Genomic DNA, 23299 nt, shown 5'->3' on the forward strand with positions numbered 1-23299 from the left:
AAATTTTAGATCCCCTACTCTTCTAAGAAGTCGGGGATATTATTTTTCAATTATCTACCTAATAATAAACCCCTGAAGAAGTAAACCACATTTATTAATATCTGTTCTATCCATAATATAATCTGATCTAACCACTCAAGAATTTGCTCTAATGGGTGTTTTTCATAACCTAATGATGTAGCAGAAATATCAATCCAATCAGGCTGAAAATTAAATTCTTGGCTAGTTTGACTATCTATTTCTAGAAATTCTTCATTTTCAGAAATTGGCGGTTTCTGACCTATTTTCCGAAGAATTACAGGTAATCCCCATTTTAGTTGAATTTGGGGTAATTTACTAACATCATGATCATCAAATAATTCCCCGGTATTGGTTTGATTATCACTAAATAAATCATTCCATGTTAACCAATTATCTTCTAAGGAATCACTAACATCTAAGGAATTATTTGACGATTGTGGTTGTTCTCCAACAAAGTTTGATTTAATTTGATAATTATTTTTTCCTCCCAAAAAGTAATTTATCACCGCTGTCATTAAATCAGAAATCTGTAGTTTTTGGGATTTTAAATCATCGTGATTTACTCCTAACTCCTGAAACTGACTTTGGAAATTATTGATAATTTTCTGACTGCGTTCTTGTGCGGGGACTAAAGCTGTATTTTCTAAGTCAGCAACTAATTTATCTAGAAATCCAAAAGGTTTAATAGGATGAAGATAAGATTTTTGTGCTATCATGGAATCCTCACTAGTCAACTTATTCAAAAGATGATCAATTTTCGGCAATAATTCTTTTTGCTGATGAGAAATTACTCGTAAAGAATACTGATATTCGCTAACTTCGCTATTAATTCTATCTGCTAATTTGGCGTTTTGCTGGGGAGTGAAAATATCAAAAATGCGATTATCAGCACTGACTAATACTAAATTACGGGTTTGCAATTCTATAGCAATTCCTTGTACTTTTGGTATATACTGTTGAAGAGTATTTTCTGAAGTTGGAAAATCCCGCTTAAGAAAAATTTTCTCCCACAAAAATCCTAAAAATGTCAAAGGATTTGTTTTTTGAGAAATCGGTAAGTCAGCATCTCCAGGAGGAAGATTTTTGACTATATTTAAAATAACTTGAATTGGTCCATCACTAGCAGGAGGCGTTATTGAATGTAATTGTTTTCCCGTTTCATTTTGTGGCAATAATTGGTACAGTGGATAAAGTAGAGAACCTATACCCAACTGAGTAACAACTTGCAAATTTTTGATGGTGTTTTCCAATGTTCTTGTCAACCACCGAGAATGCTGGTAGACAAAGTTAAAGAGTTTGCTTTGATAACGATTTGAAGAATCGGAAGACATGGTAATTATGTGTAAGTTGTCGCTTTAGTTGTTGAGACTCCCAGCAAATTGCTAAATTTCGTCAGTGTCAATTATTTATATTATTTTATCGGAAATATGACTCTTCCTGTACCCTCATTCAATACCAAATCTATATCCACAGCAATTGCTAATTTACGCAGTTGTTGTCAAGTTGATATCCAGTCAAACTGGCAATATCAGGAAACCGACGGGGTAATTAGTGATTTTATCCCATTAAGTGTCACCAATTGGCCACCTGTGCAGCTAAATGAAAAAGCCCATATTTCTTGGCAAGGGGGAAATCAGGTATTATGGTTAGGGCAGAAATTTTCCGTACCTGAGAATTTACACAATTTTCCTGTCACAGGTTTGTCCTTGCGCTTGGCTTTGGTATGGTGGGCAGACTTGGCAGAAGTATATATTAATGGTAAGCTAGTGTTAACCGGTGATTTGTTTGACTCTTCACCGCGAGTCTTGCTAAGTCCAAGGGTCAGACCTGGTGAAGATTTTACCATAGTTTTGCGGTTAGTGAGTCCAGGACATGATCAAGGGGCATTAATGCAATCAGTGGCAATTTTTGAATCAATAGATTATAATAGTCCTGACCCTGGTTTTATTGCCGATGAATTAGCGGTTGTGGAAATTCTTTTAGAAAACTTCGCACCAGAGAAATTACCAGATTTAGCTGGGGAAGTTGAGAAAGTTACAAATCACAACGCGAAAAATCAAGACTGGAAAACCTATCTGCTTAATTTCCGACAAACCTATCTGGGTTTATCTGAATTTATCAGAGACCAAAAATATAAAATCCATTTATTAGGTCATGCACATTTAGATCTAGCATGGTTATGGCCTGTGGAGGAAACTTGGAAAGCAGCACAGAACACCTTTGAGTCAGTTTTAAAACTTCAACAAGATTTTCCCGAATTGATTTTCTGTCACACCACTCCAGCGTTATATGCTTGGGTAGAAGAAAATCGTCCTGACCTGTTTCGAGCAATTCAAAATCAAGTAAAAGCCGGAAAATGGGAAGTTTTAGGCGGTTTTTGGGTCGAACCGGATTTAAATTTAATTGCTGGTGAGTCTATAGTTCGTCAATTATTATATGGACAAAGGTATTTTCTCCACAAGTTTGGGAAAATATCTACTGTGGTTTGGGTTCCCGATACCTTTGGTTTTTGTGCGACCTTACCTCAATTTTTCGTAAATGCGGGAATTGAGTTTTTTGTCACCCAAAAGCTGCGCTGGAATGATACAACCAAATTTGATTATAGCTTATTTTTTTGGAGATCGCTTGATGGTAGTCAAATATTAAGTTTTATGTCTGCACCTATCGGCGAAACCATTGAACCTGTTAGAATGGCCAAGTGCGCCTGTGAGTGGAAAAATCAAACAGGGTTACAAAATTCTCTTTGGCTTCCTGGTGTTGGTGATCATGGTGGTGGTCCAACTCGTGATATGCTAGAAACTGGAAGACGTTGGGAAAGTTCACCAATTTTTCCCAAGTTAGAATTTACAACTGCGGAAAAATATCTCCAGCAGATAAAGTCCCCAAGTCAAAATTTACCAGTTTGGGAAGACGAACTTTATTTAGAATTTCACCGAGGATGTTATACTACCCACGGAGACCAAAAACGCTGGAATAGACAATCTGAACATTTATTATATAGTGCTGAATTATTTGCAACATTAGCAAATATCCTTTCTGGTGCAGAATTTCCCCAAATAGAAATAGAAACCGCGTGGAAAAAAGTTTTATTTAACCAGTTTCACGATATTTTACCTGGTTCTTCCATTACCCAAGTTTACGAAGACGCAAGACCCGAATGGGAAACAGTGGAAAAAATAGGCAGGAAAATATTAGAAGATTCATTAACAGCGATCGCATCTAAGATCAGTTTACCACAAATTCCCAATTTTGAGAATATCCCCATCATAATTTTTAACTCTCTCAACTGGGAACGTTCGCAAGTTGTCACCATTGACCTAGGAAAAATCATCACAGAAGATTATCCCTTATGGAAAATTACTGATAGTGCAGGTAGAGAGATTATATCACAAAACTGTGAAAATTCAACTTTATTATTTTTCGCAACCGTCCCATCTGTAGGTTACAGTATTTTTTGGCTTTCTCCGTCTTCTTCCCCAGGAAAAAAATTCCCGAAAAATTGGACTTTAGAAAATGAATATTTGCAAATACAAGTTAACCCAGAAACCGGAGATTTAACCAGTGTTTTTGACAAAATCCAGCAACGAGAAATTTTAAACGGTGCGGGAAACCAACTCCAAGCTTTTACCGACAGCGGCCAATATTGGGACGCTTGGAATATTGACCCCAATTATAACACAAAACCTCTACCTGCAACCATATTAAAATTAATTGCCTGGCAAGAATATGGAGAAATTCAACAACGTTTGCGGGTAGTGCGTCAACTGGGAAAATCGGAATTTTGTCAAGATTACATTTTGGAAGTTGGTTCACCAATATTGAAAATAGCTAATACTGTAAATTGGCAAGAAAATCAAGTATTAGTTAAAACAGCCTTTCCTCTCAATCTTCAAGGAGAATTTGCTACTTATGAAATTCCCTGCGGTGCTATTCGTCGTCCAACAAACCCCCAAACTCCCGCAGAAAAGGCAAAATGGGAAGTTCCCGCTTTACATTGGGCAGATTTAACCACAGATACAGACATCGGAAAATACGGAGTTAGCCTTCTCAATGATTGTAAATATGGTTACGATGCCCAACCCAGTCAATTACGTCTGACTTTACTGAGAAGTTCCCACTGGCCAGACTCCCAAGCTGATAGAGGAATACAGGAATTTACCTATAGCTTATATCCTCATTTGGGTAGTTGGGAAGAAGCAGAAACTGTGAAACGGGGTTATGAGTTAAATGTACCTTTACAAATATTAATAAATCCCGCAAATTATCAATCTAATTTGTCTGGTTGTGAAAGTGAAAGTTTTCTAGATTTATCAGCAGATAATTTGATTTTAATGGCGCTCAAACCTAGTGAAGATAGTCCAGAAAAATATATTCTTCGCTTTTATGAATGTCATGGAAAGACAACAATTTTATCTTTAGAAAGTCAGGTTTTAAGTTTAGGAGAACCATTGGATTTATTAGAGAATCGTATTCAATTAGAGAAAAATATTCAACCTTGGAAAATTGCTACATTTGCAGTTTTTCCGCGCAGGTAATTTCTCTTAATTTACAGCACTTACCAGTGTTATTAGTTACATATCTAGCGGGCAAGATGCCCGCACCACAAGAGTTTTATGGTTCAACTTTATACCTTATTGGAGGGGAAAACTCTGTATATCGTTTCCCAGTCTGATAAAGTACACACCAATTTATTCCCTACTATAAAACCAATCTGTATAAAGAAAAGTAAAATTGCCTTTTTCCTCTTGCCTTTTACTTCTTGTCTTGCTATAATGGCAATTATTAAGGCTAACCTACTTATCTTCCCAATTTATTAGGGATTCCTTCACAACCACCGGGAATTGTTTGTCTAGTCTTTTCTCCACACCAAGCACAGCAATAGTAACGGGTAGAGTCAGACATTCTTTGAGCGTTAGTAAAATCGGCATTTTCAATTACTGCTCCGGTGTGTTTTCCTGTTTGATAGTTGGGAGGTTCAGTGCGACTGCGGGGAGAAGCCTGTTCTAGTAAACCATAAAAAAAGCGCGCTCCGTTTAAATCAGCATTGCTCAGATTAGCATCATATAAGATTGTTCGGGAAAGGTTGGCCTTGACTAAATCACAACTGCTAAGATTAGCACGAATGAGATTGGCTTCACTTAAATCCGTCCACCGCAAATCATTATCGGCTAAATCTGCACCTGCTAACATTACACCTAAATCAATAACCCGTACTCCTTCTAAAAGATCTTCAGCATAACCACCACTACCATCTAGTATAGCTCTTCCTAGTCGCCGATCGCGTTGCAGGGGAGAAAGTAATTTAGAACGGGAGAGAAATCGCAGAATTTTGGCTTTACCACTACCATCTACACTACTAAATATAGCAGCAGTACGTCCTTCAGCGATCGCTCTTTCCTGTGGCCAATCTTCCAATAACCCTTCTTCATCTAATACTAGGTCGGAAATTCCCTGAAAGTAAGAATCTATGGTTTGTTGTTGGGTAATAATATTTTGCTGTACAGTCAGTGAGTTTTGTTGAATAGTCAGATCTTTAGAAATTACATATTGTCGCCAGGCCACATAAACGGCGATAATGGCAATGGCAATTTGTCCTAATGCTCCAAACCATTCTGCTAATGTACCAGAAGCATCCCAGTTAATTCTCATTCCCCAACGCAGTAAAGCACTACCCAAATTAGTAAATCTAAATAGACCAATTATGGCTACTATTATTCCTATTAAACCAATAAATACGTTTCTATCTTGGGGTGAAAACCACTCTTGAATAATATCTCGTAACCACGGAAACAGGATAAACAGTGATAATACTAAGGTGGACACAGTTCCCACAATTCCCAGAAATGAGTTATTTATGACAATACCCGCTACAGTTGCGATAATCGCTAAACTCGTAAATAATAAAATTCTTGGGGTGATAGCAGTTTTTAGTCTGGAATTGCTCTCCACAATCAAAGCAGTCCCTTTAATTATATTTGTCGTCAGGGACAATTGCTCAAGTATTTGTTTTTTTCCCAGTCCTTCCGTCAGCAATAATTGATCATTACCACTAATTACCAATTTATCTTCCTGATTTATTTCTGAGTTAGATGAGTCAGGTGTAATAGTCATAGTTTTTTTATTCTTATCCCCCCATCTTATAAGCTCAATAGCTGTAAAAAACATTTATATTAACAGCATTATTATAGTTCTCACCTCCCGTAAATGGGTTGGTAAGAAAATTTTCTGCCTCTAGAAGCAACAGGCAAACAATTGTACCACAGATCATTTAGAATTTTTATGTGGCATATTATCAACTTTGATCCACATACAAGTTTATACTTAGGAATCATTGATTTATTGAGTATGGGTATGGTATAATTTCCTCAACTTATGAAAACCCTATCCCAATCTTCATCTTTAGTTCACACAATCAAAAAACGATTAATACTAATTTAGTTGATTTTGATACGACTTTGAACGTTCCATCAGTTTTAGGATACTTATATGATTTTTGTAGGTGCAGTATGGTAGTTTGGCGACAATTAATTGCCTCTAGTTTAATCAGTTTTTTAGTGGTTGGCTGTAGTGATTTGGCAAATTCTGCGTCAGATAATTCCCAACAGGTCATTCAAGAAAGCAATGTTAATCAACTGATGACAGAAGTACAAGATAGTCAAAAAGCCGAAAATTTATTATTGCAAGGTAATGGTTTATTAGATACCCATCATTATCAAGAAGCTTTAAACGTATACAATCAAGCCATAGCTCTTAAAACCGATAATGCTGAAACCTGGGTAAATCGAGGTAACGCTTTGATCGCTTTACAAAAATATCCAGAAGCTGTAGAATCTTATGACAAAGCCATTGCTATTCGTCCAAATAAAGATGAAGCTTGGTATAATCGTGGAAATGCTTTAACAGCTTTACAAAAGTACAAAGAAGCTATAAGATCCTATGATGAGTCCATCGCTATTCACTCAAATAAACATGAAGCTTGGATTAACCGAGGAATTGCATTAACAAAATTACAACTCTATAAAGAGGCTTTAGCATCTTACAATCAAGCAATTACTATTCATCCTAATTTGGATAAAGCATATTATAACAAAGCTTGTAATTATGCTTTGCAAAATAATTTAGAATTAGCAATTGATAACCTCAAAAAAGCTATTGAGTTTGTACCTCAGAAATATCAAAATCTAGCGAAAACTGACCCGGATTTTGATAAAATTCGTGGTGAAAAGCGGTTTCAAGAATTATTACAATAATGTCAATTGCTTGAGGCAATTTTGTCAGAATTATCCCCCTTCTACTTCCCGCTCCCTCCTCTATGTCACAACTTCAACGCATTACTATTCATACCCATCAAATCCAAGCAACTCAACTTTTATTAACATCCCAACAACAACATTATTTGTTGCGGGTGTTGCGGTTACGAGATGGTGATCAATTTATTGCTATGGATGGTATGGGAGAATGGTTATTAGCGCAATTACAAGGGGAACAAGGAAAGATATTAGGATCACTTGCAGTCAAAATGGAATTACCCGTATCTATTACCTTAATGATGGCCTTACCAAAAGGAAATGGATTTGATGAAGTTGTCCGGTGTTGTACGGAATTAGGGGTAACTTGTATTGCACCTGTTTTGAGCGATCGCAGCTTATTAAATCCCAGTTCTCAAAAGCTAGAACGCTGGCGGCGCATAGCTTCAGAAGCCGCTGAACAATCAGAGCGTACCTTTGTTCCTACCATCTTAGATCCAGTTACTTTTAATACATTTTTAAATAAAGCTGTTGCCACTCACCGTTATATCTGCGAAGCCCGTGGTAATTATCCTCATTTAAAACAGGTAATAAACAACACCACAAATGATATAATTATTGCCATTGGACCAGAGGGAGGGTGGACAAATCAAGAAATAGAAATGGCTGTAAAATTAGAATTTCAGCCCATTTCCTTGGGTCGTCGCATTCTCCGCGCAGTCACAGCCCCCATAGTGGCCATATCCTTAATAGGAGCAAATTTTGAATGACCTCCGGGAAACCATTAAAACAACATCTGATTATTTTTACCCGCTACCCAGAACCAGGGAAAACAAAAACCCGGTTAATACCTGCTTTGGGTGAAGTTGAGGCGGCGAATTTGCAACAGCAAATGACTGAATATACGATTTTTCAAGTTAAGGAACTGCAAAAAATAACTACAGTATCCGTAGAAGTACGGTTTACGGGTGGTGATTTGGAAAAAATGCAAAATTGGTTAGGAAATGATTTAAGATATCAACTTCAAGGTGAGGGAGATTTAGGTACAAGAATGAAGCGATCGCTAATTAATGCGTTTAGTCAAGGAGCGGAAAAAATTATAATTATTGGTACAGATTGTCCCGATCTAAATCCGCAAATTTTAACAACCGCTTTTGAACAATTAAATGTTTTTAATCTTGTCCTTGGTCCAGCCCTTGACGGTGGTTATTATTTAATTGGGTTACAACAACCAATAGCAAAATTATTTGCGAATATCCCCTGGGGAACTGCTCAAGTATTCTCAAAAACAGTAGAAATTGCTCAGAAATTAAATTTATCAATTGGCTATCTGCAACCCTTAGCAGATATTGATTGTCCAAAGGATCTTGAAAACCGGGACTTTTCCAATATAGGACAAAATTTATGTACATTTAAATAAATGAATATTATAAAATTTGATAGACTAACTGTCATCAGGCATTGTTCTAAATTTAATTGTCAAGAGACTATGTTGAAATTCCCTCAAAAATTTTTCGTATTAGGTTTACCAGTTCATATTCTCGAAAATTACCCAAACTGGTTGTTAGATTGTCTGAAACAAAGCCAAGGGACTCATGTAGTCACCCTCAACGCAGAAATGACCATGCAAGCGGAGCGGAATTTTCCCCTAGCTAAGATCATCAAAAACGCTGAATTAGTTATTCCCGATGGAGCAGGAGTTGCTTTATATTTAAAATATTTATTAGGGGAAAAAGTAAAACGTTTTCCGGGAATTGAATTAGCAGAAACCCTTTTACAAAAAATAGCTCAAGAACAAATGTCTACTTCAATATTTTTCTATGGAGGCGCACCAGGAGTAGCCGTAAAAGCAGCAGATTTATGGCAAAGAAAATTCCCTACTCTCAATATATTAGGCACACATTCTGGTTATCATTCATCAGCAGAGGAACAACAGTTATTACAAACTCTCAACCAACTACAGCCACAAGTGATATTTGTGGGTTTAGGAGTACCGCGTCAAGAATTATGGATTGCTAAACACCGTGATTTGTGTCCCCACTCAATTTGGATAGGTGTTGGTGGTAGTTTTGATATTTGGTCAGGAAGAAAAACTCGCGCTCCCCATTGGTTGGCTAATAATAACTTAGAATGGATGTATAGATTATATCAAGAACCCTGGCGTTGGCAACGGATGTTAGCCTTACCAGAGTTCGTTTTCAAGTCTTTTATTTATCGTTGGATTCCCGGAGGTATGCTCCCAAAACATTAAATTAATTTTGCTCCGTGGGTATATCAGGGGAAACGCATCTAAATTTTATTGACAAAATACTGTTTTAATGTATATATTGTGAATATTATGGTTATTTTACAGCCCTTTCCGGTGTTGCGAGGTAAATATCTAGGGGGCAAGATGCCCGCACCACAGGAGTTCAGGGTTAAATTTTGTACATCATCATTGCGGAAAATACTGTATTGATCAGATGAGTTTCCCTTGGATAGATTATGATGCTTACATTTATACTTTAATAAACCAACGTTTCTGATACATCAAAACAGCAACACCATACCAAAATAACAGGGTAACAAGTGCAAATAAAAATGAGCCGTTGAAATTTCCTGCCCAAGATGCAAAAATATTTTGATAAATCCAATTATAGATACTAATGGCATTTTCACCTGTACCAATTTTGGTTTTAGCTATGATTTTAATCAGGAATACGGAAGCAACAAAAAGAGCAATTGCATTTAATCCCATTATCTCAAATGATTTACTCCAGCGTTTAATTAACCTCACTTCTATCAACTCATAACAAGCAGCTAATAACATTAATGCCCAACCAGTGGTAAATAGAACATAGGAACTTGTCCAGATTTTCTTATTAATGGGAAATGCCACATCCCAAATAATTGCAATTACCAAACAACACAAACCAAATAATACTAAATCCATGCTAGTTTGTGAAGTAGCCTGTTTTTTATCTTTGATCCATTGTCCTGTAAAATAACCGGCTAAAACGCTAACTATTGCCGGAATAGTGCTAAAAAGTCCTTCTGGATCTCCCATGAAATTAAACCCATCACCTTTATATAAATGTGCTTTGGGAATAATTAATCTGTCAATAAATGCGCCAAAATTACCTTCTCGTGTCAGCACTCCTGCACCATAATCAGGAACTGGGATATACATCATTGTTAACCAATAAGCAACAAGTAATCCTCCTGCTAATAACCATTGACCTTTGCGAGGTAATTTTAAAACTATCAAAGATGCAAATAAGTAAGTTAAGGCAATTCGTTGTAATACTCCCATCCAGCGGATACTACTGAAATCAAAAGTCCAAACGCCTTGATTCCAAAAACCATTTAAGACTAAACCTAATATAAACAGAATAGCAGTCCGGCGTAAAATGCGTAAGTAAACTGCTTGAGAAGGCTTGTTCCCAGTGGTATACTTTGATAGAGAAAAAGTCATTGCTACACCAACAATGAATAAAAACCAGGGAAATATCAAATCAGTGGGTGTACAACCGTGCCATTCAGCATGACTGAGGGGACGATAAACATCATCTGTAGCTCTGGCCATATTAGCGAGAATCATCGCTGCAATGGTAATACCACGAAACACATCAAGTGAAATTAGACGCATAGGCGGAATAAGTGATTTGAATTTGAGAATCTAACAGATAATTTTTCTAGAAACTTGGCAATATCACCGTCATATAAGTCAATGATGTTACTAACAACCACTTTAATTTTTAGCGGATTATTTCTATAGAGATAGCATAGTTCATATTGCCTCGGTCAGTGGTTAGTTGCCTTCCAAATTGAGTTAAAAAAGAAATATGAAAATTACCGACAAAATCAACGATTGGCTGGAAACCCACGCTTGTGCGCCCGCTTATAGCGGTTGGGTATTAGCGGGAATCTCTGTCTGTTATTTAGGAGCAGGGATTAATACCATGGCTGGCTGGCTATATGTTATTAGTGGAGTCAGTTTCGCGCTTTTGGGGTTATCAGCCTTTATGGCCCCGCGATCGCTTGTGGGTATAATTGTTAAACGTCGTCCTATTGCACCAGTCACCGTCGGTGATGATCTAAAAATTGAGATAGAAATTCAAAATCAGAGAAAACAACCTGCAAATTTATTACAAATTAGAGACATTATCCCATTTATTTTTGGTCAGCCAGTCCAGCAAAATATTGAAACTATTCAACCACAGGATATTTACCACTGGATCTATTATCATCCCACACAACAGCGAGGCGTTTACCGTTGGCATAGAGCGGAATTAGCCACTGGTGCACCCTTGGGTTTATTTTGGTGTCGTCGTCCTCGAAAATGTGAAGCCAGAGCAATAGTTTATCCCACCGTCTTACCCCTCACCAATTGCCCCTTAATTGATAAAATCGGAGAAGATGATAGTCAAAGAGGAGATCCCCGTGGTAAACCTTTACAAATAGCTACAGCAGGATTAGTGCGATCGCTGCGTCCCTACCGCATTGGTGATCCGACCCGGTTAATTCATTGGCGAACCAGTGCCCGTTATGGAGAATTACGAGTGCGGGAATTAGAAATAATTACCGCAGGACAAGAGATTATAATCGCCATAGATAGTTCCTTCAATTGGCAACAAGAATTATTTGAACAAGCTGTAATTACCGCCGCTTCCTTGTATTTTTATGCCCAAAAGCAAAAACTGCAAGTACAACTCTGGACAGCAGATTCAGGCTTAATTACAGGTAATATCTCAGTTCTAGAAACCTTAGCAGCCACCAACCCCAACGAAAAAAACAACTTACTACCAGATCACTGTCCGATAATTTGGCTAACAGAAAACGCCCTCACCATATCTTCCTTACCCCTGGGTAGTCGTTGGCTACTCTGGCAAAATCTAGACTTATCTGCAGAAACCGTTATTAATCCAGAATATCCGGGAATCATCATCCAAAATCAACAAGAATTACAACCGCAATTACAAAAAACTCTGAGTTTGTTTAAAAATGATTTCTCTAACTGACCGTGATGTACAATGCAAAGAAACATGAAAATTTATCAGCAATGACTACACCAGAAGTAAATTTAAAATCTAGCGATAAAAGCCTAGAAGCAATGCGGCATTTTTCCGAACAATATGCCAAACGGACGGGAACATACTTCTGTTCTGAATCTTCCGTAACCGCAGTTGTTATAGAAGGACTGGCCAAACATAAAGACGAACTTGGCGCGCCTTTATGCCCTTGTCGCCATTATGATGATAAAGTGGCCGAAGTTAACGCCGCTTTTTGGAACTGTCCCTGCGTACCCATGCGCGAACGGAAAGAATGTCACTGTATGCTGTTCCTCACCGAGGATAATGATTTTGTCGGTGATAAACAAGAAATATCCATGGAAACCATTAAAGAAGCTCGGGATAGTATGGGATGAATGAAACCATGCCCGAAGAGTTTTGGCAAGGTATAAAACAGTTCAATATTGGACAGTTTTACGCTTGCCATGACATTCTCGAAGCACTCTGGATTGATAGTATCGAACCAGATAAAACTTTTTATCAAGGGATTCTGCAAATTGCCGTAGGACTATATCATCTGGGTAATCATAACCGACGCGGAGCAATGATTCTTTTAGGAGAAGGTAGCAATCGTCTTCGGCGTTATCTACCCAGCTACGGCGGTATTCATGTAGAAGAATTATTAACTCAAAGTGTAGATTTACTGAAAACACTACAACAACAAAGCCTCGAACCAACGACAAATACTGAATTAGGAGCAAATCAAACCTGGCTTTTACCCACTATTTCCCTGTCTGAACTATGATTTATGAGATTTTAATGATTTGTAGAATTAATTTGATTGATCTTTTATAAATATGTCAGATTCGGTAAAAAGCAACAAATTTTTGTTAGTTATGATCACAGATCTTCAACCCGAAACTAAAGTTTAAAAAAACCGTCCATTTTGGCCATAGAACTAATATTTTGTGCCTCAGTTTCCTGGTCCCTATTGCTCCCTATAACCGTTCTCCAATTGCTATGATACCTCGCTATCAATTGCTAAAATCACAAATACACCGCTTAGGATTAGCCTTAGCACTGCCAATTTCCCTTTTATGTGTGGGAGGATTGTCTACCCAATTGCCACCCGCTACAGCCCAATCAGGGGGAAATCGTCCCTTGACTATCCGCTCTGATACCCAAGAATATGACGCAAAAACCCAAGTAATTACTGCCCGTGGTAATGTCCAAATGGTGTATCCGGCTCGCCAAATTCAAGCCACATCTGCTCAAGCTCAATACTTTAGTAAAGAAAAACGGATTGATTTCAGCGGTAATGTTTACATTTTACAACAGGGTAGCAATAGTATCCGTGCCGAAAAAGTTACTTATTTAATTAACGAAGGTAAATTTATTGCCTTACCAAAATCTAATCGTCAGGTTGAATCTATATACATGGTAGAAGATTCTAATCCCAGTCAACAAACTAATAAACCAGCCCCAAAAACCCCAAATCTGAAGCGTTCTAATTAGTATCTACACCTGGACAAAATCTCATAGTGAAAATTGTTTTAGAAAATATTCACAAATCCTACGGTAAGCGATTAATTGTTAACCATGTTAGTCTTTCCGTGGCACAGGGAGAAGTTGTCGGGTTACTTGGTCCCAATGGTGCAGGTAAAACGACAACATTTTATATTGCCACAGGTTTGGAAAAACCCAATCATGGCAAAGTGTGGTTAGATAATTCCGACATTACTGATTTTCCCATGCACAAAAGGGCTAGATTAGGTATTGGTTATTTAGCTCAAGAACCCAGTGTATTTCGTCATCTTTCCGTGCAAGAAAATATTCTCCTAGTATTTGAACAAACTCAAGTTCCCAGAAGGGAATGGAGAAAACGACTACAGACTTTATTGCAGGAATTTCGCTTAGAAAAGGTAGCTAATAGTAAAGGGATTCAACTTTCTGGTGGTGAACGACGACGGACAGAATTAGCCAGAGCTTTAGCAGCAGGTAAAAATGGTCCAAAATTCCTGTTTTTAGATGAACCTTTTGCAGGAGTTGACCCTATTGCTGTGTCTGAAATTCAGGAAATTGTCGGTCAATTACGGAATCGCGGTATGGGCATTTTAATCACAGATCATAATGTCCGCGAAACCCTGTCTATTACAGATCGTGGTTATATCATGCGCGAGGGAGAAATTCTTGCTTTTGGTAATACCGATGAACTTTATAATAATCCTTTGGTGCGACAATACTATTTAGGTGATAATTTCTCAATTTAAATTCATTATAAATTGACGTTACTAAATTAACATCAGAAATTGCCAAATATAATCATGATATATAAACAGTTTAAACCTTTATTTAATTTATTTTCACCGTTTTCTTTATTTTCTTTTTCTATCATGGATCGCTATTTAGCGATGCAATTAATTTCACCATTTTTATTTGGTGTCGGTGCATTTACTTCTGTAGTTTTAGCAATTGATAGTTTATTTGAATTATTACGAAAAGTTGTAGAATCTGGGCTACCACTCAATATCGCCCTAGAGATTTTCCTATTAAAGCTACCTTATGTCATGGTTTATTCTTTCCCCATGTCCACTTTGTTAGCTACTTTAATGACCTATAGTCGCCTTTCTGGTGAAAGTGAATTAATTGCCTTACGTGGGTGTGGAGTGAGTGTTTATCGCATGGTTTTAACGGCTGTGGTATTAAGTTTTGGAGTCACTATTATGACTTATATATTTAATGAGCAAATTGCCCCCGCCGCCAATTATCAAGCCACTATTACCTTAGAACAAGCCCTCAAATCAGATAAACCTTCCTTAAAACAACAAAATATTTACTATCCCGAATATCGAGAATTTCAAGAAGAAAATGGCAGCAAAAATAAAATACTTTCTCGCTTATTTTATGCTGACCAATTTGATGGTAAAGCCATGAAAGGTTTAACAATTATAGATCGTTCTCGCTCTGGAGTTGATCAAATTGTTGTTTCCGAATCAGCTAAATGGAATAGTAAACAACAAGTTTGGGATTTTTACAATGGTACTATTTATTTAGTAGCAACCGATCGCTCTTATCGGAATATTTTACGATTTGAACATCAGCAATTACAACTCCCTCGCACCCCTTTAACCCTAGCTGAAAATAGTCGAGATTATGGCGAAATGAATATTTCCCAGGCTCTAGAACAATTAGAAATAGAACGTCTAGGTGGTAATGATCAAAAAATTCGCAAACTACAAGTCCGCATTCAACAAAAAATTGCTTTTCCCTTTGTGTGCGTTATTTTTGGTTTAGTTGGCTCGGTTATGGGTAGTATCCCTCAACGCACCGGACGCGGGAAAAGTTTTGGGATTAGTGTAATTGTGATTTTCAGTTATTATTTACTACTTTCTGTTTCTGGAGCTTTAGCACAAGCTGGTATATTTTCTCCCTTCATTGGTGCTTGGTTGCCAAACTTATTTGGGTTAGGAATAGGTTTATTTTTGTTAATACGAGTAGCTCAGAAGTAACATATCGCAAAAATCAAAACTTTAACATCATAACCAAGTTTCAAAGATCCATTGATACCTCAAGCACCTTGTTAATTACTATAAATCATTTAGGGGTCTGAGTATCAGTTTTTTTTATGACTGATTTACTCAATTAAGGTATATATTATTTAATATCTAGCCCTATTTTAATATGAGTAAAATTCGCACTGTCATTATTGAAGATGATGAACTCACTCGCCTTTATATTTGCAAAGCATTACAGCAAAAAGATCAGATTGAAGTAGTTGGAGAAGCTCATAATGCCCGTCGTGGTCTTATTATCTTAAAAAAGCTACGGCCAGATGTAGCAATTGTGGATATAGGTTTACCAGACAAAGATGGCATTGAATTAACCAGGGAAATTAAAGTTAACGCTAATTATTACCAATTATTGAAAACAAGAGTATTAATTTTAACATCTGATCATAATCAAGAATCTGTACTTGCAGCCTTTAAAGCAGGAGCAGACTCTTACTGTACAAAGAATACTCAATTTAATAATTTAGTGGAAGCTATACAGGTAACTGCTGATGGTAATCCTTGGATTGATCCTATAATTGCCCGAATCGTTTTAGAACAAGCCCGACAAAAAAATTCTTTTAAGTCAAATGATCATCAATCATTTATTGACCCCAATATTCTCACCAATAGAGAGCTAGAAGTGTTACAATTGGTAGTCGATGGTTGTGGTAATAATGCAATTGCTGATAAACTGTATATCACAAATGGAACTGTAAAAACACACATTAGTAACATTATGAAAAAACTATGTGCTAATGATCGTACCCAGGCAGCAGTAATTGCAATGCGTCATGGATTAATTGTTTGATATGAACCACGTTTAAGGAGGTGTAAATTCTATATTTATAGTCTGCTGGTGCTAATTGTCTGAAATTAGCAACTAATTTTTTAAGATCCTAATATTAGGATGATATAACTATAATGAATCAGGCAAAAATACTTCATTTATTGCTAATTATGGAGGAATCAGCACTGTGTTAAATAACCCAGGGTTGTATATTTTACTCGTTAGCGTTCATGGTTTAATTCGTGGACAAAATCTAGAGTTAGGTAAAGATGCTGACACTGGTGGACAAACTAAATACGCTGTCGAACTTGCTTGCACATTAGCTAAAAATCCCCAAGTAGAAAGAGTTGACCTAGTAACACGGTTAGTAAATGACCCAAAAATTAGTTCTGACTATGCTCAACCAATAGAAATTCTCTCAGACAAAGCCCAAATTATTCGTATTGCTTGTGGTCCCAAACGCTACCTCAGGAAAGAAGTTCTTTGGCCATATTTAGATACATTTGCTGATGAATTACTCAAACACATTCGCAAAATCGGCAAAATTCCTCATGTTATTCATACACATTATGCTGATGCTGGCTACGTAGGTTCTAGAATTGCCGGTTGGTTAGGAATCCCACTAATACATACAGGTCACTCCCTGGGACGCATTAAACAACAAAGATTATTAGAACATGGTACTAAACAGAAAACCATTGAAGATAATTTTCACATCAGTACCAGAATTGAAGCCGAAGAAATTACCCTAGGAAGTGCAGCTTTAGTAATAGCCAGCACTTATCAAGAAGTTGAAGAGCAATATAGCGTTTATGATCACTACCAACCAGAACGTATGGTAGTTATCCCTCCTGGTGTCACCTTAGAGCGTTTTTACCCAGCCCCAGAGCATTGGCAAAATCCACCTATTCAAAAGGAATTAGACAAGTTTCTCAAAGAACCACAAAAGCCCATAATTATGGCGATTTCTCGCCCAGCTATTCGTAAAAATGTTAGTAGTCTCATTAAAGCTTATGGAGAAGATCCTGAACTGCGCCAATTAGCTAATCTGGTACTGATACTAGGAAAGCGAGAAGACATAATGACGATGGAATCGGGACCTCGTCAGGTATTTATGGAGATATTGCAATTAATAGACCGCTATGATCTTTATGGTCATATAGCTTATCCTAAACATCATCATGCTGATGACGTGCCAGATTTATACCGACTCACAGCCAAAAACCAGGGAATATTTATTAACCCAGCCCTGACAGAACCATTTGGACTAACATTAATTGAGGCTAGTGCCTGTGGTGTCCCCATAATTGCGACTGCGGATGGTGGTCCAAGAGACATTCTTGCGGCTTGTCAAAATGGGTTATTGATTGATCCTCTAAATATTCAAGATATTCAAAATGCTTTGCGAATAGCTCTGACAAATCAAGAACAATGGCAACAATGGTCTAAAAATGGATTAATTAATGTGTCTCAACATTTCTCTTGGGACAGTCACGTAGAGCATTATTTAGACCAAATTCACCAATTATTACCCCAAAAGCGCATTCAATCGCCCTTGAGTCCCCTGGTCAAATCTCCAGCAGATAAACACCCAGACTGGAATGTACAAGATACCAATCACTTACCAACGGCGGATCGGTTTCTAGTGTGTGAAATTGATAATACCCTATTAGGTGATCAAGAAGCCTTAGAAAAGTTAATTCAGAGAATTCATGATCAAGGGAATACAACTGGAGTCGGTATTGCTACGGGTCGCAGCCTTAGAAGTACCTTAAGTCTCCTGGAAGAATGGCGTTTTCCGAGGCCAGATTTGCTAATTACATCAGCAGGAAGTGAAATTTACTACGGTCCGCAGATAGTTCCAGACACAAGTTGGAAAAAACATATTTCTTATCATTGGCGACGGTCGGAAATCCGTAAAGTCATGCAAGATATACCTGGAGTTGAATTACAATCTACGGATGCTCAAGGTAAATTTAAGATCAGTTATTTTGTTGATGAGGCAAAATCACCTGATTTCCGGGAAATTATCCGCCGTTTGCGTCAAAATAGCCTCCAGGTCAAAGGGTTTTACAGCCATAATATGTATCTGGATTTAGTCCCTATTCGTGCCTCTAAGGGAGATGCTATTCGTTATGCTGCTTTAAAATGGGGTTTACCAGTTCATCGCTTTTTAGTTGCTGGGGCTTCTGGTAATGATGAATCCATGTTAGCTGGTAATACTCTAGCGGTTGTCGTGGGAAATCACAGTCAAGAAATTGAAAAGCTGCGCGGTTTACCACAGATTTATTTTGCCCAAAAAAATTATGCTTGGGGTATTTTAGAAGCCTTAGATCATTATGACTTTTTTGGTGACTTGTCCCCAATACCATAACTGTTAAGAGTGTAATCCAAACAAATTCTATGTCAAATTGGTCAACATGGGGGAAATCTATATCCATCTTTATCTGCGTTTATCTGCGTTTATCTGCGTTCAATAATTCTGGAAATCTGATTAATTTGGATTCCACGGTTTTTTGTGAAAATCAAATTTCCCGTAGCAATTCAATATAAAATCTAAAATTTAAAATAGAGATTAGCATCATGACAAACCTTACTCCTAATTCTAGTTTTAGTGTAACTATCCGCTTACAAATTCCCAATCGAGTGGGGATGTTAGCCTCTGTTACCCAGGCAGTCGCCTCCACCGGTGGTAATCTGGGACAAATTGATTTAATTCAACAAAGCAGACAAGAATCTATCCGTGATATTAGCGTTGATGCTGCTAGTACAGAACACGCGGAAACTATTGTACAAGCGGTAAGGGAGTTACCAGATATTCAGGTGCTTGATGTTTATGATCGCACCTTTAATTTACATCGTGGTGGCAAAATCAGTATCGTCAGTAGAATTCCGCTCAAAAGTGTTTCTGATTTAGCTATGGCTTATACTCCGGGAGTTGGTCGCATTTGTAAAGCGATCGCCCAAAATCCAGAGGAAGTGTATAATCTAACTATTAAACAAAATACCGTTGCTATCGTCACCGATGGCAGTGCAGTCTTGGGTTTGGGCAATTTGGGTCCCCTTGCTGCTTTACCCGTGATGGAAGGGAAAGCCATGCTGTTTAAGGAATTTGCCGGTCTGGATGCCTTTCCTATCTGTTTAGATACTCAGGATACAGATGAAATTGTCAAAGCAGTTAAAAATATTGCCCCGGTCTTTGGTGGGGTGAATTTGGAAGATATTGCAGCGCCGCGCTGTTTTGAAATTGAAAAAAGACTGCGAGCAGAATTAAATATCCCCATTTTTCATGATGATCAACACGGTACAGCTATTGTTACCTTAGCAGCATTATTTAATGCTCTCAAACTCGTACAAAAATCTCTTGCAGACATCCGCATTGTGATTAATGGTGCTGGTGCGGCGGGAATAGCGATCGCTCGACTACTTGTCAAAGCCGGTGCAGAAACTATTTTGATGTGCGACTCCAAGGGGATTATTTCCACAAATCGCAGCGATTTAAACGCCGAAAAGCTGGAATTTGCCGTTAAAGCCCAAGGAACTTTAGCCGGTGCAGTCCAAGGTGCAGATGTCTTCATTGGTGTCAGTGCGCCAGGAGTTTTGACACCAGAAATGGTAGAGGGAATGACAAAGGATGCAATTGTGTTTGCCATGGCTAATCCCATTCCCGAAATTCAACCAGAATTAGTACCTAAAAACGTCACGATCATGGCTACGGGTCGGAGTGACTACCCCAACCAAATCAATAACGTCCTGGCGTTTCCTGGGGTGTTTCGTGGAGCTTTAGATTGTCGAGCTAGGACGATTACCAATAATATGTGTTTGCAAGCGGCTAATGCGATTGCTTCTTTAGTTAAGCCTACGGACTTGAATCGGGAACATATTATCCCTTCCGTATTTGACCAGCGTGTTGCTAGTGCTGTGGCTGCTGCTGTCCAACAAGCCGCACGGGAAGAAGGTATTGCTCAAAGTTAATTAGGGCTGGCTGAATAAAATTAGAAACAAGGACAGGTCAGGGTTTTAGGGTTTTTGATCCTCAAAAGGTGTCAGGTTTTTGCATATAAGTTTAGGTGAACAGAAAAAACCGAAATATGTAAAGAAAAGTAAAATCTCCCAAAACCTGTTCCCTGTTTCCCCCTTCACAGACAACTTTTTCTGCTAACCTATTTACAAGCTGATTTCAATAAAATTATGTTTGCTAATCTTTTTGGTTAAAAGAAAAGTCGAGTTTTTTATGCTTTTTTGATAATTTTGAATTTTTCAGCATAGCAATCTGATAAAATTTGTAAGGTTTCTATAAGCTCTGAGCAATGAGATCGACTGGTGTAAGAATCGCAATTGATGCAATGGGAGGGGATCATGCACCCGCTGAAATCGTCGCCGGCGCACTGCGGGCACGAGAAGAACTGGGTGTCAAAATATTATTGGTTGGAGATCCCCAACAAATTGAGGCTGTAATGCCGCCAAAAACAACTATGGCGGACTTGGAGATTGTTCCTGCCGAAGAGGTAATTTCTATGGATGAAGAGCCTCTCAACGCAGTTAGACGTAAACGGAAATCTTCCATCAATATAGCGATGGATTTAGTCAAAAATCAACAAGCAGATGCCGTATTTTCTGCTGGACATTCTGGAGCAGTAATGGCCTCAGCCTTGCTGCGCTTAGGAAGATTACCGGGAATAGACCGCCCAGCAATTGGTACAGTATTTCCCACCATCAAAGCCGGTAAACCAGTCATGATCTTGGATGTCGGTGCTAATGTAGACTGTCGCCCTAAGTTTCTAGAGCAGTTTGCAGTGATGGGGTCAATTTACAGTCAGTATGTTTTGGGAACAGAAAATCCCAAAATAGGTTTATTGAATATTGGCGAAGAAGATACTAAAGGTAACGAAGTAGTTTTTAGTGCCCACCAATTGTTACGGAAAAATACTCAAATTAATTTTACTGGTAATGCTGAAGGGCGTGATGTATTATCTGGTGAATTTGATGTGATTGTCTGCGACGGCTTTGTGGGTAATATCTTATTAAAATTTGCCGAAGCAGTTGGAGGCGTAATTTTGCAAATCCTGCGAGAAGAATTACCCCAAGGGCTACATGGTCAAATCGGGACAGCGATTTTAAAACCCAACCTCAAGCGCGTTAAACAGCGCATGGATCACGCTGAACATGGAGGAGCTTTGCTTTTAGGTGTCAGCGGTATTTGTTTTATTGGTCATGGTAGTTCCCAAGCACCATCTATTTTCAGCGCCATTCGGATGGCTAAAGAAGCGGTAGATAATCAGGTGTTAGTAAGACTACAATCCCAATATCAAATCCTCCAAAATGAAAGTAGTTAGTTGTGGTTTCTCAAGGGTGGAGAGACTACGCTAACAACCATTTGTCACTTGTCATCCAATTTTAGATTTCGGATTTTAGATGAATAAATTAATTATAAGTCTAAAATCCCCTATCTTAAGTCTAAAACGGGAATTGTCATTGGTAATCGTTATTAATGCTTACAAACAAGACAATTGACAACTGACAATTGACAACTGACAATTAAGGATATTAAGAGTGCAAAATTTTCTTAACAATGGCATAGCAATTACAGGTAGTGGTTCAGCAGTCCCAGCAACTTGTTTACATAACCAGGAATTAACTCAATTGGTGGAAACATCAGATGAGTGGATTACCACAAGAACAGGGATTCGTCAACGGCGGTTAGCGCTGCCCCCTGACTCACTCACATCATTAGCTACCGCTGCGAGTCAACAGGCTATTGAAGCAGCAGGAATTACAGCAGCAGACATTGATTTAATTTTACTGGCAACTTCCACCCCTGATGACCTATTTGGAACTGCTTGCCGCGTTCAAGGTGAATTAGGCGCTATCAAAGCAGTCGCCTTTGATTTAACTGCCGCCTGTTCTGGCTTTGTCTTTGGTTTGGTCACTGCCGCACAATACATCAGAACAGGTACTTATCAGAATGTACTCTTAATTGGGGCCGATATCCTCTCCCGATGGGTAGATTGGCAGGATAGGCGCAGTTGTGTATTATTTGGTGATGGTGCTGGGGCGGTGGTATTACAGGCTAATAAAAGCGATCGCTTATTAGGATTTTCTCTCAAAAGTGATGGTTCTCAAAACCATTATCTCAACCTGACTTATCATGCTTCTACCGCAGAATTGACACCAGATATTCATATACCTACGGGTAAATATCACCCTATTACCATGAACGGTAAAGAAGTTTACCGCTTTGCTGTGCAAAAAGTTCCAGAAGTGATAGATAAAGCTCTCTTTGCGGCTAATCTCAAGGTTGAAAATATAGATTGGCTAGTATTACATCAAGCAAATCAAAGAATTATCAATTCCGTTGCTGAACGTTTAAATATTCCTGAAGATAAGGTTATCAGTAATGTTGCTGATTATGGTAACACATCTGCTGCATCTATTCCTCTAGCCTTAGATGAAGCGGTGAGAGCCGAGAAGATTAAATCTAGTGACATAATTGCTATATCTGGCTTTGGTGCCGGTCTTTCTTGGGGTGCGGCCATTTTTCAGTGGGGAAGATAAACAATTTAAAAGTCAAAAGTCAAAAGTAGAAAATTACAGCAGTTTGAGATCAAAAGCGGTACAAAGATGGTAAACTTTAAAGATGGAAAAAAAAGAAAATAATTGAGATATATATGGCAGCAGCATATTCGACTGATATAAGACAAA

The 23299-nt window shown here is 38.1% G+C and carries 19 protein-coding genes; 16 read left to right on the forward strand and 3 right to left on the reverse strand.

The genetic code is table 11. From position 1 onward, the window contains the following. Positions 1-50 precede the first annotated feature (50 nt). On the reverse strand, positions 51-1352 hold the full coding sequence (locus tag H6G44_RS12690; RefSeq protein ID WP_190386876.1) for a hypothetical protein: 1302 nt from the start codon (positions 1350-1352) through the stop codon (positions 51-53). Between the two features lie 96 nt (positions 1353-1448). Between H6G44_RS12690 and H6G44_RS12695 the strand changes: the two genes are divergently transcribed. Further along, entirely contained in the window at positions 1449-4556 is a 3108-nt protein-coding gene (locus H6G44_RS12695) for an alpha-mannosidase (RefSeq protein WP_190386875.1), read from the forward strand. A gap of 262 nt (positions 4557-4818) precedes the next feature. On the opposite strand, the gene H6G44_RS12700 is transcribed toward H6G44_RS12695, so the two are convergent. After that, entirely contained in the window at positions 4819-6132 is a 1314-nt protein-coding gene (locus H6G44_RS12700) for a pentapeptide repeat-containing protein (RefSeq protein WP_190386874.1), read from the reverse strand. A 395-nt stretch (positions 6133-6527) separates the two neighbouring features. On the opposite strand from H6G44_RS12700, the gene H6G44_RS12705 reads away from it, so the two are divergent. The 4 genes from H6G44_RS12705 to H6G44_RS12720 all read left to right on the forward strand — a co-directional run bounded on the left by H6G44_RS12705 (position 6528) and on the right by H6G44_RS12720 (position 9519). Beyond that, the gene (locus H6G44_RS12705; protein WP_190386873.1) at positions 6528-7271 is read left to right on the forward strand and encodes a tetratricopeptide repeat protein; all 744 of its coding nucleotides are present in this window, start codon (positions 6528-6530) and stop codon (positions 7269-7271) included. A 62-nt stretch (positions 7272-7333) separates the two neighbouring features. Further along, positions 7334-8038, forward strand: a complete 705-nt coding sequence (locus H6G44_RS12710) for a 16S rRNA (uracil(1498)-N(3))-methyltransferase (RefSeq protein WP_190386872.1) — start codon at positions 7334-7336, stop codon at positions 8036-8038. Further along, the gene (locus H6G44_RS12715) at positions 8035-8688 is read left to right on the forward strand and encodes a TIGR04282 family arsenosugar biosynthesis glycosyltransferase (RefSeq protein ID WP_190386871.1); all 654 of its coding nucleotides are present in this window, start codon (positions 8035-8037) and stop codon (positions 8686-8688) included. Before H6G44_RS12710 ends, H6G44_RS12715 begins: the two co-directional genes overlap by 4 nt. Positions 8689-8757: 69 nt before the next feature. Continuing rightward, positions 8758-9519, forward strand: coding sequence for a WecB/TagA/CpsF family glycosyltransferase (locus H6G44_RS12720; RefSeq protein WP_190386870.1), 762 nt, complete (start codon positions 8758-8760; stop codon positions 9517-9519). A 246-nt stretch (positions 9520-9765) separates the two neighbouring features. On the opposite strand, the gene H6G44_RS12725 is transcribed toward H6G44_RS12720, so the two are convergent. Then, positions 9766-10896, reverse strand: coding sequence for an acyltransferase family protein (locus H6G44_RS12725; RefSeq protein WP_190386869.1), 1131 nt, complete (start codon positions 10894-10896; stop codon positions 9766-9768). 196 nt (positions 10897-11092) lie between these two features. Between H6G44_RS12725 and H6G44_RS12730 the strand changes: the two genes are divergently transcribed. The 11 genes from H6G44_RS12730 (at position 11093) to H6G44_RS12780 (ending at position 23152) form a co-directional block, all read left to right on the forward strand. Continuing rightward, complete coding sequence (locus H6G44_RS12730; protein ID WP_190386868.1) at positions 11093-12268, forward strand: DUF58 domain-containing protein; 1176 nt, start codon at positions 11093-11095, stop codon at positions 12266-12268. Between the two features lie 41 nt (positions 12269-12309). Next, positions 12310-12675, forward strand: coding sequence for a ferredoxin thioredoxin reductase catalytic beta subunit (locus H6G44_RS12735; RefSeq protein WP_190386915.1), 366 nt, complete (start codon positions 12310-12312; stop codon positions 12673-12675). After that, positions 12672-13064 carry a DUF309 domain-containing protein gene (locus H6G44_RS12740; protein ID WP_190386867.1) on the forward strand — a complete coding sequence of 131 codons (393 nt, stop codon included), beginning with the start codon at positions 12672-12674 and terminating at the stop codon, positions 13062-13064. Before H6G44_RS12735 ends, H6G44_RS12740 begins: the two co-directional genes overlap by 4 nt. Positions 13065-13279: 215 nt before the next feature. Continuing rightward, positions 13280-13774, forward strand: a complete 495-nt coding sequence (locus H6G44_RS12745) for an LptA/OstA family protein (RefSeq protein ID WP_190386866.1) — start codon at positions 13280-13282, stop codon at positions 13772-13774. A 26-nt stretch (positions 13775-13800) separates the two neighbouring features. Beyond that, positions 13801-14529, forward strand: a complete 729-nt coding sequence (lptB, locus tag H6G44_RS12750; protein ID WP_190386865.1) for an LPS export ABC transporter ATP-binding protein — start codon at positions 13801-13803, stop codon at positions 14527-14529. 123 nt (positions 14530-14652) lie between these two features. After that, a complete protein-coding gene (locus tag H6G44_RS12755) occupies positions 14653-15768 on the forward strand; it encodes an LptF/LptG family permease (protein ID WP_190386914.1) in 1116 nt (371 codons plus the stop codon). Between the two features lie 172 nt (positions 15769-15940). Beyond that, a complete protein-coding gene (locus H6G44_RS12760; RefSeq protein WP_190386864.1) occupies positions 15941-16618 on the forward strand; it encodes a response regulator in 678 nt (225 codons plus the stop codon). A 166-nt stretch (positions 16619-16784) separates the two neighbouring features. Further along, positions 16785-18971, forward strand: coding sequence for an HAD-IIB family hydrolase (locus tag H6G44_RS12765; protein WP_190386863.1), 2187 nt, complete (start codon positions 16785-16787; stop codon positions 18969-18971). Between the two features lie 209 nt (positions 18972-19180). Continuing rightward, complete coding sequence (locus H6G44_RS12770) at positions 19181-20572, forward strand: malic enzyme-like NAD(P)-binding protein (RefSeq protein ID WP_190386862.1); 1392 nt, start codon at positions 19181-19183, stop codon at positions 20570-20572. Positions 20573-20907: 335 nt separating this feature from the next. Then, positions 20908-21933, forward strand: a complete 1026-nt coding sequence (gene plsX, locus H6G44_RS12775; protein ID WP_190386861.1) for a phosphate acyltransferase PlsX — start codon at positions 20908-20910, stop codon at positions 21931-21933. 217 nt (positions 21934-22150) lie between these two features. After that, positions 22151-23152: a beta-ketoacyl-ACP synthase III gene (locus tag H6G44_RS12780; RefSeq protein WP_190386860.1), complete on the forward strand. Its 1002-nt coding sequence runs from the start codon at positions 22151-22153 to the stop codon at positions 23150-23152. Positions 23153-23299 lie beyond the last annotated feature (147 nt).

The organism is Aphanizomenon flos-aquae FACHB-1287 (assembly GCF_014698755.1).
GTDB lineage: Bacteria > Cyanobacteriota > Cyanobacteriia > Cyanobacteriales > Nostocaceae > Dolichospermum > Dolichospermum flosaquae.

What these genes read in the sequence shown, in the direction of transcription:
- H6G44_RS12755 (WP_190386914.1), top strand. Translation starts at nt 14,653, where the DNA reads ATGGATCGCTATTTAGCGATGCAATTAATTTCACCATTTTTATTTGGT.
- H6G44_RS12730 (WP_190386868.1), top strand. Translation starts at nt 11,093, where the DNA reads ATGAAAATTACCGACAAAATCAACGATTGGCTGGAAACCCACGCTTGT.
- plsX (WP_190386861.1), top strand. Translation starts at nt 20,908, where the DNA reads ATGAGATCGACTGGTGTAAGAATCGCAATTGATGCAATGGGAGGGGAT.
- H6G44_RS12770 (WP_190386862.1), top strand. Translation starts at nt 19,181, where the DNA reads ATGACAAACCTTACTCCTAATTCTAGTTTTAGTGTAACTATCCGCTTA.
- H6G44_RS12760 (WP_190386864.1), top strand. Translation starts at nt 15,941, where the DNA reads ATGAGTAAAATTCGCACTGTCATTATTGAAGATGATGAACTCACTCGC.
- H6G44_RS12710 (WP_190386872.1), top strand. Translation starts at nt 7,334, where the DNA reads ATGTCACAACTTCAACGCATTACTATTCATACCCATCAAATCCAAGCA.
- H6G44_RS12700 (WP_190386874.1), bottom strand. Translation starts at nt 6,132, where the DNA reads ATGACTATTACACCTGACTCATCTAACTCAGAAATAAATCAGGAAGAT.
- H6G44_RS12735 (WP_190386915.1), top strand. Translation starts at nt 12,310, where the DNA reads ATGACTACACCAGAAGTAAATTTAAAATCTAGCGATAAAAGCCTAGAA.
- H6G44_RS12725 (WP_190386869.1), bottom strand. Translation starts at nt 10,896, where the DNA reads ATGCGTCTAATTTCACTTGATGTGTTTCGTGGTATTACCATTGCAGCG.
- H6G44_RS12715 (WP_190386871.1), top strand. Translation starts at nt 8,035, where the DNA reads ATGACCTCCGGGAAACCATTAAAACAACATCTGATTATTTTTACCCGC.
- H6G44_RS12745 (WP_190386866.1), top strand. Translation starts at nt 13,280, where the DNA reads ATGATACCTCGCTATCAATTGCTAAAATCACAAATACACCGCTTAGGA.
- H6G44_RS12690 (WP_190386876.1), bottom strand. Translation starts at nt 1,352, where the DNA reads ATGTCTTCCGATTCTTCAAATCGTTATCAAAGCAAACTCTTTAACTTT.
- H6G44_RS12720 (WP_190386870.1), top strand. Translation starts at nt 8,758, where the DNA reads ATGTTGAAATTCCCTCAAAAATTTTTCGTATTAGGTTTACCAGTTCAT.
- H6G44_RS12705 (WP_190386873.1), top strand. Translation starts at nt 6,528, where the DNA reads ATGGTAGTTTGGCGACAATTAATTGCCTCTAGTTTAATCAGTTTTTTA.
- H6G44_RS12695 (WP_190386875.1), top strand. Translation starts at nt 1,449, where the DNA reads ATGACTCTTCCTGTACCCTCATTCAATACCAAATCTATATCCACAGCA.
- H6G44_RS12740 (WP_190386867.1), top strand. Translation starts at nt 12,672, where the DNA reads ATGAATGAAACCATGCCCGAAGAGTTTTGGCAAGGTATAAAACAGTTC.